This is a genomic window from Dyadobacter sp. CY343, from assembly GCF_021390335.1.
GTDB lineage: Bacteria > Bacteroidota > Bacteroidia > Cytophagales > Spirosomataceae > Dyadobacter.
In genome coordinates this window covers 901,434-915,466 of record NZ_JAJUXK010000001.1, presented here as the reverse complement: position 1 = coordinate 915,466, position 14,033 = coordinate 901,434, and the positions used below count along the sequence as shown (strand labels likewise).

Below are 14,033 nucleotides of genomic sequence, written 5' to 3'. Positions count from 1 at the left end.
ATGCAACGGCCTCGTTTCGTTTATATTAAGCCTGATAAGATTACTTATTCGGCTGTGGCGTATACCGCAGATAGGGCTTCACGATATTCAATCCTTTTGTAAATTTCTTCTCTGCATCCTCTGTGCTCACGGCAGGTACCACGATCACATCGTCCCCATCTTTCCAGTCCGCCGGAGTCGCTACTGAATAGTTGGCAGTAAGCTGCAACGAATCCACAACGCGCAGGATTTCGGTGAAATTACGCCCGGTCGATGCAGGATAAGTCAATGTCAATTTGATTTTTTTATCAGGTCCGATCACAAATACCGAGCGAACAGTCGATTTTTCACTCGCATTCGGGTGGATCATATCATATAATTGAGCCACTTTACGGCCTTCGTCAGCAATGATCGGGAAGTTAACTTCCGTGTCATTTACTTCATTGATATCCGGGATCCAGCGGTTGTGAGAATCAAGATCGTCTACACTTACTGCCAGCACTTTCACATTGCGTTTCTGAAACTCACCTTGTAAAAGTGCCGTTTTGCCAAGCTCAGTTGTACAAACCGGAGTAAAATCTGCCGGGTGAGAGAAAAGCAAACCCCAGCTATCGCCTAACCATTCGTGAAAATTAAGAGGTCCCTGTGTAGTATTTGCCTCAAAGTCAGGGGCAATATCTCCAAGTCGAAGTGACATAGTTTTTAAGTTTAAGTGGACAGTATTTTAATCTACTGATATTATAGAGTTCAACACAAAAATAAGCAAATAGTTTCAGTGCAGGCAACATGTTTCGAAGCAGATTGGAACGGTTTTATACTGTTCGATGCCGCTCCCCGTAAAATGGGATGGTTTTTTGTTTAATTTGGTTAATAGGAAATATTCGATCTTTCATCAATAAATAATTATGGCTGTCAGGCTGCCTGTATACCTCGATAATAATGCAACCACACCAATGGACCCGCGGGTCCTGGAAGAAATGCTCCCCTATTTCACCGAAAAGTTTGGCAATGCAGCCAGCAGAACGCATTCTTATGGCTGGGAAGCGGAGGAAGCTGTGGACATAGCGCGCGAACAGGTAGCGTCATTAATAGGCGCGCATACCACCGAGATCGTATTCACTTCGGGCGCCACCGAGGCAGTCAACCTGGCGATCAAAGGCATATTGGAAGCCGACCAGCGGCCGAGAAAGCATATTATTACCATTTGCACCGAACATAAGGCTGTACTGGATACCTGCCGGCGCGTGGAAAGCGAGCTGGTCAGCGTAACTTATCTGCCCGTTGCCGGCGACGGAAGCATTGATCTGAAAACGCTGGAAAGTGCGATCACGGAAAATACCGTACTAATCTGTGCGATGTATGCAAACAACGAAACGGGCGTCATTCATCCGGTATCCGAGATTGCTTCCGTCGCGAAACGCCATCATATATATTTCATGACCGACGCGACTCAGGCGGTGGGCAAGATCCCCATCAATGTGCACGACGATGGTATTGATTTGCTCGCATTCAGCGGGCACAAGATGTACGGACCAAAAGGTGCAGGTGCATTATACGTCAGGAAAAAGAACCCGGCTGTATCGCTGGCAGCGCAGATCGACGGCGGCGGGCACGAACGGAATATGCGCAGCGGTACATTGAATGTACCCGGAATTGTAGGTCTGGGAAAAGCGTGCGAACTATGTCAGGACGAAATGGAAACTGAATCTGCGCGACTGGCGAAAATCCGGGACCAGTTTGAAACCGAACTCCTGGAACTGACCGGTATCAGCGTCAATGGGATCAGCGAACTCCGGCTGCCGCATACGACCAATATCGCCTTTGAAGGTGTGGATGGAGAGAAAATGATATTTGAGGCTGGTAATGATGTTGCTTTTTCCCGAAGCTCGGCTTGTACTTCTGCCACGCTCGAACCCAGCTATGTACTGAAAGCAATGGGGCTGCCGGACGAATTGATCCACAGCTCTTTTCGTTTTAGTTTCGGCCGGTTTTCGACGGAAGATCAGGCAAGGCACAGTGCCCGGGTAATATCCAAAATTGTAAATGCGCAGCGCGGTGAAAGAGATAACTGAAATCATCAGATCATACCATCAGGCAATTGTTGACGGGAAAAGAATGGCGCTGGCGACGGTAGTGCACGTAGAAGGTTCGTCGTACCGGAGGCCGGGCGCGCGGATGCTGGTAACCGACGACGGGCAGTTAACGGGCGCGATCAGCGGCGGCTGTCTCGAAGGCGACGCTTTGCGAAAAGCGTTACTCGCGATTTCCCAGCAAAAAAATAAGCTGGTTACCTACGATACCACCGACGAAAGCGACACCACGCTTGGCGTCCAACTCGGCTGTAACGGGATCATTCATATTCTTTTTGAACCAATCAACGTGACGCAGCCAGATAACCCGATCGAATTATTGAAAAAGGTTTTGGTAAAAAGGCAGAACGCAGTGGTGATCACGCTGTTTTCATTGCTATCCCGGACAGGGAAGCAGCCCGGAACCTGTTTTTTGCATTTGCAGGACGATGAAATCCTGATAAATAATGGACAGGATCTGTTTTCTGCGGAAATGCTGCTGGCCGAATCAAAACTGGCTTACCAGATCGGAGATTCATTTTTCAAGCTTTTTGAGACGGACAGGCAACCACTGACAGGCTTTATTGAATATTTCAATACACCTCCCTCGCTGGTAATTGCCGGCGCAGGAAACGACACGATACCGCTGGTAGATATGGCGGCGGTTTTGGGCTGGGATATCACCGTCGTGGACGGTCGCGGGAGTCACGCGACGAAACAACGTTTTCCAAAAGTGACCAAAGTACTTGTTTCCAAAGCGGAAGAAGTTTTGAAGCACGTGCAAACAGATAGCAGAACGTTTTTCCTGCTGATGACGCATAACTACAACTACGATCTCGCACTTTTAAAAAGCCTTTTGATTGAAGATCAATATCGCTACATCGGTGCATTAGGCCCGAAAAAGAAGCTTGAACGAATGTTTGACGATCTTCTGGCAGACGATATTGAAGTAAGTGAGTCGCAAAAAGCCAGGATTTACGGGCCGGTGGGAATGGATATTGGTGCCGAGACTTCGGAAGAAATTGCATTGTCGGTGCTGGCTGAGATCAAAGCGGTATTAAATGACAAATCGGGTAACTCGCTGAGGGAAAAGGCAGAACCGATCCACAACCGCGCCGTAAAGCCGATCGAATATAGTAAGGATGAAAAGGAAGAATTTCTTTGCGCAGTACAACCCGTCACAACCTGATGGAAACCGGCAAACCAAACGTTGGCATCATTATCCTGGCCGCCGGCAACTCTTCCCGCCTCGGCGAACCGAAGCAATTATTGACATTCCGGAACAAAACCCTGATCCGGCATATTGTAGAAACTGCGGTGGAAGTCGCCGGTGAAAAAGTGATCGTTGTGACCGGTTCCTCGGCTGCATTGATCGAAAATGAACTTGCCGGACTTCCCTGCCGGACTACCTTCAATCCGCATTGGCTGGAAGGAATGGCGTCATCGATTGTTCTGGGAGTTACCGTATTAAAAGATACTGACCCGGATATTACAGGCTGTATCCTCGCAGTGAGCGACCAGCCTTTTGTTACTGCTGAAATATTCCAGAATCTCATTGCCGGGGCAAATTTCGATGCCGCGATTGTAGCCTCCTCCTACGGAAATACCATTGGTACACCCGTATTTTTTTCAAAATCTTACTTCGAGCAACTGCTGCAACTGAAAGGTAACGAGGGCGCTAAAAAGCTGATCCTGGCGCACAAGTCGGAAGTTCGCTCTCTCCCCTTTCCACTCGGAACTGTCGATATCGACACGCAGGAAGATTACCAAAACCTGCTCAGAACGAGCTGATTCAACCATTTTTGTTTTTTTAGAAAATAAAATCCCGAGAAATATTGGATTCTAAATCCGCGCGTCTACATTTGCAGTGTACTATTTAACTAGAACACTAAAACAATTTAGAATATGATCCACCTCGACCGTGTTTCTTTTGGTTATAGTAAACAAAAATTGCTTTTTGAAGACCTGAGTATGGAGCTTTTGCCGGGGCACATCTACGGGCTGCTGGGCAAAAACGGGGCTGGTAAATCCAGCTTGCTGCGCAATATGGTGGGTTTGCTTTTCCCGCTGGCAGGTACAATCAAAGTAGCCGGATTCGAGCCCCGGAAGCGGTTTCCGGCATTTTTACAGGATGTTTTCTTCATTCCCGAAGAAATTTATCTGCCTTCGGTTACCATTGAGAAATACCTTCAGATGCTTGCGCCATTTTATCCAAAGTTTGATGAACACCAGTTTCGCGAGCATATTTCAGAAATGGACCTGCCGAAAAACAATAAGCTTACCGGAATGTCTTTTGGCCAGAAGAAAAAGTTTCTGATCGCATTTGCACTAGCCGCCAATACCCGGGTCCTGATCATGGACGAGCCAACCAATGGGCTGGATATCCCTTCGAAAAGCCAGTTTCGCAAACTCGTTTCCTGCGCCCTGAACAAAGACCGACTGATCCTGATTTCCACTCACCAGGTCCGCGACCTCGACAATCTGATCGATTCCATTATCATTCTCGAAGACAGCCGGATATTATTGAAACACAGCCTGGACGTAGTAACCGAGCGGCTTTGCTTCGGTACGCTTTCCACCATTGCCTACGACGACCGGGTTATTTACTCAGAACCATCGATGCGCGGCTACAAAGCAGTTTTCGAGAATTCCGGGAAGGAAGAAAGTCGCGTAGATCTGGAACAATTGTTCAATGCCGTGATGGAAAATCCGGACCGCATTCAGAAGATATTCAACTATTAGCCATGCAAACTTTTTAACAAGATGAATCAGACTTTTGACCTTCACCGTTTTGTGCTCACGGTCCAGCTGGAAATTGCCGAAAAAGGTAAGAACTATCTGCTTATCGCCTCACTCCTGCTTGTTTTGCTGCTGTTGCTAATGGCGCCGGTAGGACTTTCTACCGAATACAGCAATATCAAGGAGCTGTTACATATTCTGGCGCTTTTTATGATCGTGCTCTTCGGTTCAAGCCTGTATAGCAGCTTCGCATTTAGCCAGTACGCCTCGCCTGCCACTGGAATTGCCGCGATAATGGTACCAGCGTCGGCGACTGAGAAGTTTCTTAGCTCACTATTCTTAAACCTCATTTTCGTTGTCCCATTCGCATTGCTGTTTTATAAAATGCATGTGGGTACAGTGGAATATGCCAATCTGCGGCTTCCGACGGGCTCCCGCAAGTTTCACACAATACCCGAAATGCCGCTGAGGTATTCATTCCTTTTTTACTTTATCATAAATGGCGCAGCCTTCCTGGGTTCACTGTTTTTTCAAAAAGCATCTTATGTGAAAACAGCTTCGACCTTGGTCGGTCTGTACCTGGTAACCGGCATTATCCACATTTCGCTGGCCTCCTATTTCACTGATTATCCTGCCAAAGTCGTCAGTTTTCCGATCTCCAACTGGCAGGTCTGGACACACGGGGATGTGAGCGGAAAAGGAGCGGCAATGGCGGCGACCTACTTCACGGTAGACTTCCCTCCTACCCTTTTTATTCTCCTTCAATGCTTCCCTGCGTTCATCGTTCTTGTACTCTGGATTGCTTCTTTTCTCAGACTTCGTGAAAAGGAAATTTAACCGAATATTCCATGGAATTTAAAGATAAACAGGCGATATATCTTCAAATAGCTGACTACCTGTGCGAGCAGATCCTGCTGGGCAAGTGGCCTCCCGGCGAACGAATCCCTTCCGTGCGCGACCTGGCGGGTATGCTGGAAGTAAACCCGAATACCGTCATGCGCACTTATGATTTTCTTCAAAACAAAGAGATCATTTATAATAAAAGGGGGATCGGGTATTCAGCGGATGAAAATGCGCTGGCCAAAATTTTGGCTTACCGGAAAGAACGGTTTCTGGAAATCGAAATGCCCGAAGTTTTTCGCACACTTCACATTCTCAATATCAGTATGGAAGAGCTAGGTGTGCGATATGAAAAATTCATTGCTGAACACTTTCCCGTCATCAAATAGCAGTCGACTATGAAACCAAGCAGTATATTATTAACAGCCTTACTCGCCCTGATCCTGGTCGTAACAATAGGCGCAAACCTGATTTTAAAGGCAGAATACGACAAACTCGATAAAAATGACGCGCTCGCCGGGCACCGGAAAGAAGCGTTACCTGCTTTCAACCACATCAAACTCGAAGGAGATGCATTCGGTGTGACGCAGATCCAACCTGGCAAAACGCACGAATTGCGGATTATGCCGGAGGCAAAATACCTGAGCTGGAAAATGAAATCGGATACAATTATATTCACTTACCACCGGGACTGGCCAAAAGATGACATTCCGGCAGAGTATGCATTACGCGGTATTCCCTCATTTTATATTATGTCCCCCAAATTGGCCGGGCTTAAAGCGCAAGATGTGATTTGCAAAGTGGCTAACTGGGATTCGGATCAGTTATCGGTTGATATTACAGACGGTGCAGTCCTGTTTTCCGGAAATGAATTCCGCAATTTACAGCTGAGCCAAAAAGGAACAGCCTGGACTAAAATTGATGAAAAAAATAAGCTGGGAGAGGTATTTGTCGAAGTGAAACAGAATAGCACATTCGGCATAGAAAAGGATGTGATCAGTTCCTTTAAAATGAAAGTGGACAGCTCGGCGCATATTAACCTGCCCGGCAGCCTGATTGACAAATCTGTTCTTTAAAATAACAGCATCCATTTCTCCGACCGATTGCGGGAAATGGATGCTTACTTGATTTGTATTATTTAATCCCCAGCATCAAACTCGCACCTCCGCCTGCATTAGTCGTCGGCAACACGCCATTCCATTTAGAAACCCATTCCTGCTGGATCAGCAGCGGGGTTAATGTCTTCTGGCGCAGCTGGTTGGCTTCCGCTTCTGCTCTCGCTTTGATTAATGTTGCCTTAGCCTGACCTTCTGCACGGGCGATGATCACTTTTGCCTCAGCTTCTGCCTGTTTCGCCATATTTTCAGCCTTTAATCTAGCTTGGATCGAAGTATTCTTTTCGTCGATCATTTGTCTGAGTGAAGGCGGCGGGGTGATGGCGGAAGTCAGCTGGTCGTAAATGAACCCGTCTTTGCCCAATGTTTTGGTTAAAACGTTTTGAACGCGGTCTTCAAAAACTTCCCGGTTGGACATTACACTATCAGAGGTGAATGAATTGGCTACAATCCGGTACGCATCATAAATGGTATTCTTCATAAATCCCTGCTGGATTTCACCTAACGGTCGCCTGTATTGGCGGTAGATCTGCGGGACTTTTTCGGGATTAATGTGGTAGTTCAATTTTGGATCGACCTTAAATTCCGCGGCATCTTTGGTCGTGATCACAAAAGAATCGTAGTCTACACTTTGCGTATAAGTTGGAAATTCGATGATTTTGGTAGTCCACGCATTGTACCAAACGCGACCGGTTACCATGGTGATATTGTCAACTCCCTTGTCACTTCCATAGAGATTAATGCGGATTCCCACATTACCGGCGTCGATATTCTCGAAGCTGAAAGGTTGAACTGCGACGATAATTGTCAAAAGAATAAAGCCGCCCAAGCCAAGTAAAATGTTTCTTCTCATTCTGATTATAGTTTAGATTTAAGTTGTTCAAAAATTAGATCAAGCTCCCGGAAGAGAAAGTAAATCGCTGCCAGGATTACAGCCAGCCCGCTGAAAACCAGGAGATCATTCTCGGCATTGACTAAGTGAAGCGAATAGGTGATCACAACGATCGCCGCGAGTACTTTAAGGATGTGTTGCATAGTTTGGTTGAGGTTTGTCGGGATAAATGTAATCGCAGCACCTAAGAACACTCGATTATTTTTATCAAATGGTTCCCCGACATTTTAAAGGCGAGAATTTGATACACAAAAAAAAGCGTCCCTTAAAAAGGACGCTTTTGATCAAGGTTTTATTCTTCTTTTTATTTTGTCAATAACGCAGCCGCAGCTTCATCTACAAACCAGTGCAACTGACCTTGCAGCGGCTGGATAATTTGGGAAGGATACAGGTCGATATTCCGCTCGCCTTCCAGTACATGCTTCAACGTTTCGGCCTTTCCGCTTCCTACCGCCAGAAAAGCAACACACGCCGACTGGTTTACAACAGGGGCAGTAAGCGTAATTCTGTACATATCCTGTTCGGGCAGGAAAAACGAAGTCGCCCATTTCTCTTCTTCATGTATTACCTCGGTACCGGGGAACAATGAAAGCGTGTGGCCATCGTCGCCCATTCCCAATAGTACAAAGTCAAATGTTTCATCCAGACCCTCAAAATGTGTTTTCAGGATAAAATCGTAATCCGCTGCTCCTGATTCAGCATCCATATCGGTACGCATAATAAAGATATTATGCTGACTAACAGGCACTTTGTCAAGCAATTCTTCATAACACATTTTCGCATTATTCCTCGAATCCTCGAAAGGTACCGCGCGCTCATCGCCCCAGAAGAAAATAATATCTTCCCAGGGAATGGACTCACGATAGGGCGATTCGGCTAGCAGCGCATACAGTTGCTTGGGCGTACTTCCGCCGGAAAGAACAAATGTGAACTGGCCTTTTTTAGCCACCACTTCCTGAATATAATCTGCAAGCCAAGCTGCAAGCTTCTCGCTCAACTGCTTTGCATCTTTTTCAATGTGTATTTCCATAGATCAGGGTGCCGGTGGCAGGTTAATCCAGGTATGACCGTCGCGCGCAATCAATGCATCGGCTTCGTCTGGTCCCCAGGAATCGGGTGCATAATTAGGGAAATCCTGCGGTGATCTAGCCTCCCAGGTTTCCAGAATCGGCATAATTACCTTCCAGGCAGCGTCCACCTGGTCGTTCCGCATAAATAGCGTCGCGTCGCCTTCCATCACATCCAAAAGCAAAGTTTCGTAAGCTTCCGGAGCGTGTTCGCCGGCAACTGCATCGTAGTCAAATGTCATATCCACCGGATCAAGCGTCATCGTCTGCCCCGGGCGTTTCGCCTGAAAACGGATACTGATATCCATATTAGGCTGGATACTGATCGTCAAACGGTTTGAGCGCCAGGTCTCCGCGGCTTCCTTAGGGAATGCATAATGCGGAGCGGGCTTGAACTGCAATGTAATATGGGTTGCTTTCTGGTTCAGGTATTTGCCGGTCCGAACGTAAAATGGTACCCCCTGCCAGCGCCAGTTGTCAATATAGAATTTAGCAGCAGCGAAGGTATCGATCGCCGATTGAGGGTCAACTCCCTGCTCCTGGCGGTAACCCACCACTTTTTCACCTTTTTTCCAGCCGCCTGAATATTGGCCGCGAACAGCAAAATCATGAACCTGCTCTTTCGTGATCCGGCGGATCGCATTCAGGACATCCACTTTCTTATTGCGTATTTCGTTGGCATCGAAGGAAACCGGCGGCTCCATCGCGATCATGCAAAGGATTTGCAAAATGTGGTTTTGAACCATATCCCGCAATGCACCCGCATTCTCAAAATAACCTCCCCTACCTTCCAGACCTACACTTTCAGCAGCAGTGATCTGAATATGGTCGATATAATTACGGTTCCAGATCGGCTCGAATATCTCATTTGCAAAACGCAGCGCCAGGATATTCTGAACAGTTTCTTTGCCCAGGTAATGGTCAATGCGGAAGATCTGCTCTTCGGCAAACATTTCGGAAAGCAGAATATTCAGATCATGCGCACTTTTCAGGTCGTGACCAAAAGGCTTTTCAACTACGATCCTGGTTGTACTTTTATCAGAACAGATTTTAAGCGCGCCGAGCTTCTGAGCGATCGAAGGAACAAGCTGGGGAGCTACCGCGAGGTAAAATATCACGTTGGGATGTACGCCCCATTCTTCCTCTTTCTGCTTCACAAGATCCGTTATCTTATGATAAGCGGCAGCATCGTCGCCGTCCATTTGCAGGTAAGAAACGTACTGGGTAAACTCTGTCCAATGACCGTTTTGCTTACCTTTCCTTCTCGAAAATTTGGTAACCCCGTCCAGCAAATGCTCGTGGTAAGCCTCGTTGGTGTACGGACTTCTTCCAATCCCGGCTATCGCGAACTGGTCGGGCATCCAGTTATCTAAAAATAAATTATAGAGCGCCGGAGTTAACTTCCTGTAATTCAAGTCCCCACTTCCTCCAAATATGAAAAGGACTGAGGCGGGAGGACGTTTATTGGTTTGCATAAAACTTCTGATTTATTGTTGACCCCACTCTGTATGAAAAGTACCGGGGATATCGATACGCTGGTAAGTATGTGCGCCAAAATAGTCACGCTGAGCCTGTATCAGGTTTGTCGGCATGCGCTCCGATCTGTATGCATCGAAGTAGGCAAGTGACGACATTAAACCTGCGGCCGGAATACCAGCCTGGGCAGCGTGCGCGATCAATGCACGCGTATTACCTTCCGCTGATTTAACGAGTTCAGCTACCTCTTGGTTCAGCAAAATATTAGACAGTTCCGGGTTTTGCTTATAGGCATTTACAAACACCGGCAGCAGCGAGGCACGGATTATACAGCCGCCTCTCCACACACTTACCACCTCGGGAAGGGGGATATCCATTTGCAGATCTTTGGAAGCCTGGAACAACATAGCCAGTCCCTGCGCGTAGCTCAATATGGTCGCAAAGTAAAGTCCGTCGTAAACCTTATCGATCAGTTCCTGCGTAGGTACTGCATCGGCAGCAGTTGTACTGTAAAGCGCAGCAGCTTTGATTCTTTCATCCTTATAACCTGATAATGTGCGCATTGCAACCGCAGTATCGATCACAGGCACGGCAACCGGAAGTTCCATAGAATCCTGTGAAGTCCATTTACCGGTACCTTTTGAGCCCGCTTTATCAGAAATCACGTCAACCAGGTGCGCGTCGGTTTTATCGTCTTTTTGCAGGAAAATATCGGCTGTAATTTCAACCAGAAACGATTTCAGTTTTCCTTCATTCCACGTCTTAAAAGTCTCATGCAGCTGCTGGTTGCTCAAACCTGCCGCTTTCAGTATCGCGTAAGATTCGCTGATCAACTGCATGATCGCATATTCGATTCCGTTGTGGACCATTTTTACGTAATGCCCGGCGCCTTCTTTTCCCAAATAGGCAACACAAGGAGTACCGTCCACTTTCGCAGCGACTGCTTCCAGCATGGGCCGCACATTTTCATAAGCAGCCAAATCTCCACCCGGCATGATACTAGGGCCGCGACGGGCTCCTTCTTCACCGCCCGAAACCCCGATTCCCATAAAATGAATCTCTTTTTCGTGCAGGTACTTTACCCGGCGGAGGGTATCTGTGTAGTGAGAGTTACCCCCGTCGATAATTACGTCCCCTTTTTCAAGAAGCGGTAATAACGAGGCAATTACGTCGTCAACAGGCTGTCCCGCAGGCACCAGCATCATGACATTACGCGGCCTTTTCAGCAGGCCGATCATTTGGGATAATTCGGAAACGCCTTTCACGGTGGTACCAGGAGTGGCGGAGCCTTCAAGCGCAGTATTCTTGGCTGCATCTTTGTCAAAACCGATCACTGAGAAGCCGTTATCAGCCATGTTCAGCAAAAAGTTGCGGCCCATAACGCCCAACCCGATCATTCCAAAATCGAATATGTTATCTGACATCATAAATTCGTGTAAAATAAAGTCAATGCAATAATAAGGGAAAATCGCCTGCGGGATAAGCTTTTAATGGTCTTTCTTAAACCGTGTTTGCTTTGGAGCTGTAAATGCGATCAGTTGACAACCTATCTATTTTAAAAACCGATGCATAATCGACTTTCATTTCAAAGCATTGATGGAGAGGTTTATCAGCTAATAATGTGAGTAGTAGCCGGATTACTCCTCCGTGGGTAACTACTGCAATTCTCTCTTCTGGTTGTTGGTTGAGTATTCTAAAAAAGTCTTCTACGCGACCTTTTAAATCCAGCATACTTTCTCCTCCCGGCACGCGGACATGCACGAAATCCTCCATCCACAATTTCAAATTATCCTGATCGACCGTATCCCACGTTTTCCCTTCCCAATCACCAAAATGCAGCTCGCGCAGGCGCTCATCGATCTGGTACTTTGGGTTAATTTCTTTGGCAAGAAGCGTGCAACGTGTGGCCGGACTTGAATAAACGGCGTCCAAATGGATTGGAAGCTGCGACTTGATATTATCTATTTCCGTTTCAAATCCCGCTTCGAGTTCCACTTCCAAATGTCCGTAAATCAGGCCGGGCGTGAGCAATGGTTTTGTGTGTCTGATCAGATAAATCTCCATAGGATCAACAGGAAAAAGTAGAACAACACTTCACAAACCTGCTGCACGGCGCCGAGACAGTCTCCCGTGTAACCGCCAATCCATTTTTTACAATAACTCCCCATTAAAAATGTCACCAATGCCAGCAACGGAATGACCATTAAAACCGCAGCTGATTTTAATGTAAAAGCAAGAACCAACAGCGGCATCACACCGAATAAACCTGCAATCGCAAATGTAGAACCACGCATTTTTTTGGCGACAAATGGCGCTTTACTATTCTCCGTTTCGCGCGCATAGGAAAAAAAATAAATGATCATGACGCACATAAACCGGCTAAATGCATGTGCTGTAATCATATAGAGACCAATAATTGCAGTATTTTGAAAATTGGAAAGCGCGTTCAAAAGACTGAATTTGAGTCCCAGCATTCCGATCAACCCAATCACGCCATAAGCCCCGATCCGGCTGTCTTTCATGATGAGCAAAATTTTCTCTTTCGTCCACCCGCCGCCAAATCCGTCGCAGAAATCCGCAAATCCGTCTTCGTGCAAAGCGCCGGTAATGAGCACGGAAGCGATCATGGAACAGATAATGGAGACCTGCACATCTACAAAAGCAAACATCATCCAGACCAATGCAGCCCCGCCCCCGACAATCCAGCCCACGAGCGGCAAAAACCGGGTTGCCGGATTGAGATTGTCAGGATCATATTGCATGTGAGCAGGAATGGGAATCTGCGTGTAGAATTGCAATGCAGCAAAAAACAAGGTGAGTTGTTTCTTCATGACGTGGTTTTTTGACTTACCTGCGCGCTATCAAAACTGGCCATTTTATTGAAAAAAGCCACAGCGCTCATTATTAGTGGATAAGCCACCGCACATCCCGTTCCCTCGCCCAGCCGCATATTGAGTTGCAGAACAGGATTTGCATGCAATTTTTGCAGCAAAAGCTTTTGCCCTTTTTCATCGGACTGATGGCAGAAAATCGCATTGTCGAGGATCTTGTCATTCATTTTAAATGCAGCTAAAAATGCGACGGAAGCGATAAAGCCATCGACCAGCACGATCATATTTTGTCTGTACGCTTCCAGCATCGCACCGCACATCATCGCAATTTCAAACCCACCAAATGTTTGTAAAACCTGTAAAGGGTCATTTCCCACATGGGCATGGAATGTTAAAGCATTTTGTAAAACCGAAAGCTTATTTTCCAATTGCATAGCATCCAATCCAGTGCCTTTTCCCACACAATCTGCAATAGGAAGACCGAGCAACTTGCTCATAATTACAGCGGCAGAGGAAGTGTTACCAATGCCCATTTCGCCAAATCCAATGACATTACAACCCGTTTTTCGAATGTTTTGAACAATGTATGCTCCCTTATCAAAGCATTCAGCACATTGTTCAGCTGTCATTGCTTCTGCTGACAAAAAACTCCGTGTTCCCGCGCCGACTTTTGCATTAACTAGCTTTTTATCATTCTCAAATACAAAATCAACCCCGGCGTCTACGATGACGAGCTCAATGCCTTGTTGCCTTGCAAAGACGTTGATGGCCGCTCCCCCAGTCAGGAAATTGAGAACCATTTGTGCCGTCACCTCGGCCGGGTAAGCACTCACGCCTTCCCTGGCAATACCGTGGCTGCCTGCAAAAACGACAATATGTGGCTTAATGAGTTCGGGAGATAGCGTCTGCTGAACCCTAGCAATCTGGAAAGCAATGTGTTCCAGCATTCCCAGCGAACCTGCCGGTTTCGTTTTGGAATCAATTTTCTGCTGGATCTGAACTTCAAAATCTGTTTGTGACATTTG

General features: G+C 46.8%; 16 protein-coding genes. 7 read left to right on the top strand and 9 right to left on the bottom strand.

Annotated elements, in window-relative coordinates; all coding sequences use genetic code 11:
* Positions 1-40 precede the first annotated feature (40 nt).
* Complete coding sequence (locus LZG94_RS03780) at positions 41-676, bottom strand: peroxiredoxin (RefSeq protein ID WP_233790609.1); 636 nt, start codon at positions 674-676, stop codon at positions 41-43.
* Between the two features lie 208 nt (positions 677-884).
* Here LZG94_RS03780 and LZG94_RS03775 point away from each other — a divergent pair, with 208 nt between their 5' ends.
* The 7 genes from LZG94_RS03775 to LZG94_RS03745 all read left to right on the top strand — a co-directional run bounded on the left by LZG94_RS03775 (position 885) and on the right by LZG94_RS03745 (position 6,703).
* Positions 885-2,051 (top strand): cysteine desulfurase family protein, encoded by a 1,167-nt coding sequence (locus LZG94_RS03775; protein WP_233790608.1) that lies wholly within the window; start codon positions 885-887, stop codon positions 2,049-2,051.
* Positions 2,035-3,237, top strand: coding sequence for an XdhC family protein (locus LZG94_RS03770; protein ID WP_233790607.1), 1,203 nt, complete (start codon positions 2,035-2,037; stop codon positions 3,235-3,237). The genes LZG94_RS03775 and LZG94_RS03770 overlap by 17 nt, the downstream gene beginning before the upstream one ends.
* Positions 3,237-3,839, top strand: coding sequence for an NTP transferase domain-containing protein (locus LZG94_RS03765; protein WP_233790606.1), 603 nt, complete (start codon positions 3,237-3,239; stop codon positions 3,837-3,839). The genes LZG94_RS03770 and LZG94_RS03765 overlap by 1 nt, the downstream gene beginning before the upstream one ends.
* Positions 3,840-3,953: 114 nt before the next feature.
* Positions 3,954-4,790, top strand: coding sequence for an ATP-binding cassette domain-containing protein (locus LZG94_RS03760; protein ID WP_233790605.1), 837 nt, complete (start codon positions 3,954-3,956; stop codon positions 4,788-4,790).
* 21 nt (positions 4,791-4,811) lie between these two features.
* The gene (locus LZG94_RS03755; RefSeq protein ID WP_233790604.1) at positions 4,812-5,624 is read left to right on the top strand and encodes a hypothetical protein; all 813 of its coding nucleotides are present in this window, start codon (positions 4,812-4,814) and stop codon (positions 5,622-5,624) included.
* Between the two features lie 11 nt (positions 5,625-5,635).
* Positions 5,636-6,016, top strand: a complete 381-nt coding sequence (locus LZG94_RS03750; RefSeq protein ID WP_215235646.1) for a GntR family transcriptional regulator — start codon at positions 5,636-5,638, stop codon at positions 6,014-6,016.
* Between the two features lie 9 nt (positions 6,017-6,025).
* Entirely contained in the window at positions 6,026-6,703 is a 678-nt protein-coding gene (locus LZG94_RS03745) for a hypothetical protein (RefSeq protein WP_233790603.1), read from the top strand.
* 58 nt (positions 6,704-6,761) lie between these two features.
* Here the strand turns inward: LZG94_RS03745 and LZG94_RS03740 are convergent, their stop codons facing one another.
* The 8 genes from LZG94_RS03740 to cobT form a co-directional block, all read right to left on the bottom strand.
* The gene (locus tag LZG94_RS03740) at positions 6,762-7,595 is read right to left on the bottom strand and encodes an SPFH domain-containing protein (RefSeq protein WP_233790602.1); all 834 of its coding nucleotides are present in this window, start codon (positions 7,593-7,595) and stop codon (positions 6,762-6,764) included.
* 5 nt (positions 7,596-7,600) lie between these two features.
* On the bottom strand, positions 7,601-7,777 hold the full coding sequence (locus tag LZG94_RS03735) for a hypothetical protein (RefSeq protein WP_233790601.1): 177 nt from the start codon (positions 7,775-7,777) through the stop codon (positions 7,601-7,603).
* Between the two features lie 161 nt (positions 7,778-7,938).
* Positions 7,939-8,664, bottom strand: coding sequence for a 6-phosphogluconolactonase (pgl, locus tag LZG94_RS03730; RefSeq protein WP_233790599.1), 726 nt, complete (start codon positions 8,662-8,664; stop codon positions 7,939-7,941).
* Positions 8,665-8,667: 3 nt separating this feature from the next.
* Positions 8,668-10,176 carry a glucose-6-phosphate dehydrogenase gene (zwf, locus tag LZG94_RS03725; RefSeq protein ID WP_233790598.1) on the bottom strand — a complete coding sequence of 503 codons (1,509 nt, stop codon included), beginning with the start codon at positions 10,174-10,176 and terminating at the stop codon, positions 8,668-8,670.
* Positions 10,177-10,188: 12 nt separating this feature from the next.
* The gene (gene gndA / locus LZG94_RS03720; protein WP_233791114.1) at positions 10,189-11,601 is read right to left on the bottom strand and encodes an NADP-dependent phosphogluconate dehydrogenase; all 1,413 of its coding nucleotides are present in this window, start codon (positions 11,599-11,601) and stop codon (positions 10,189-10,191) included.
* 76 nt (positions 11,602-11,677) lie between these two features.
* Positions 11,678-12,241: an alpha-ribazole phosphatase gene (gene cobC / locus LZG94_RS03715; protein ID WP_233790597.1), complete on the bottom strand. Its 564-nt coding sequence runs from the start codon at positions 12,239-12,241 to the stop codon at positions 11,678-11,680.
* Positions 12,226-13,008, bottom strand: coding sequence for an adenosylcobinamide-GDP ribazoletransferase (locus LZG94_RS03710; RefSeq protein WP_233790596.1), 783 nt, complete (start codon positions 13,006-13,008; stop codon positions 12,226-12,228). Before LZG94_RS03710 ends, cobC begins: the two co-directional genes overlap by 16 nt.
* On the bottom strand, positions 13,005-14,030 hold the full coding sequence (cobT, locus tag LZG94_RS03705; RefSeq protein WP_233790595.1) for a nicotinate-nucleotide--dimethylbenzimidazole phosphoribosyltransferase: 1,026 nt from the start codon (positions 14,028-14,030) through the stop codon (positions 13,005-13,007). The genes LZG94_RS03710 and cobT overlap by 4 nt, the downstream gene beginning before the upstream one ends.
* Positions 14,031-14,033 lie beyond the last annotated feature (3 nt).

What these genes read in the sequence shown, in the direction of transcription:
- LZG94_RS03780 (WP_233790609.1), bottom strand. Translation starts at nt 676, where the DNA reads ATGTCACTTCGACTTGGAGATATTGCCCCTGACTTTGAGGCAAATACT.
- LZG94_RS03775 (WP_233790608.1), top strand. Translation starts at nt 885, where the DNA reads ATGGCTGTCAGGCTGCCTGTATACCTCGATAATAATGCAACCACACCA.
- LZG94_RS03765 (WP_233790606.1), top strand. Translation starts at nt 3,237, where the DNA reads ATGGAAACCGGCAAACCAAACGTTGGCATCATTATCCTGGCCGCCGGC.
- LZG94_RS03760 (WP_233790605.1), top strand. Translation starts at nt 3,954, where the DNA reads ATGATCCACCTCGACCGTGTTTCTTTTGGTTATAGTAAACAAAAATTG.
- LZG94_RS03755 (WP_233790604.1), top strand. Translation starts at nt 4,812, where the DNA reads ATGAATCAGACTTTTGACCTTCACCGTTTTGTGCTCACGGTCCAGCTG.
- LZG94_RS03750 (WP_215235646.1), top strand. Translation starts at nt 5,636, where the DNA reads ATGGAATTTAAAGATAAACAGGCGATATATCTTCAAATAGCTGACTAC.
- LZG94_RS03745 (WP_233790603.1), top strand. Translation starts at nt 6,026, where the DNA reads ATGAAACCAAGCAGTATATTATTAACAGCCTTACTCGCCCTGATCCTG.
- LZG94_RS03740 (WP_233790602.1), bottom strand. Translation starts at nt 7,595, where the DNA reads ATGAGAAGAAACATTTTACTTGGCTTGGGCGGCTTTATTCTTTTGACA.
- LZG94_RS03735 (WP_233790601.1), bottom strand. Translation starts at nt 7,777, where the DNA reads ATGCAACACATCCTTAAAGTACTCGCGGCGATCGTTGTGATCACCTAT.
- pgl (WP_233790599.1), bottom strand. Translation starts at nt 8,664, where the DNA reads ATGGAAATACACATTGAAAAAGATGCAAAGCAGTTGAGCGAGAAGCTT.
- zwf (WP_233790598.1), bottom strand. Translation starts at nt 10,176, where the DNA reads ATGCAAACCAATAAACGTCCTCCCGCCTCAGTCCTTTTCATATTTGGA.
- gndA (WP_233791114.1), bottom strand. Translation starts at nt 11,601, where the DNA reads ATGTCAGATAACATATTCGATTTTGGAATGATCGGGTTGGGCGTTATG.
- cobC (WP_233790597.1), bottom strand. Translation starts at nt 12,241, where the DNA reads ATGGAGATTTATCTGATCAGACACACAAAACCATTGCTCACGCCCGGC.
- LZG94_RS03710 (WP_233790596.1), bottom strand. Translation starts at nt 13,008, where the DNA reads ATGAAGAAACAACTCACCTTGTTTTTTGCTGCATTGCAATTCTACACG.
- cobT (WP_233790595.1), bottom strand. Translation starts at nt 14,030, where the DNA reads ATGTCACAAACAGATTTTGAAGTTCAGATCCAGCAGAAAATTGATTCC.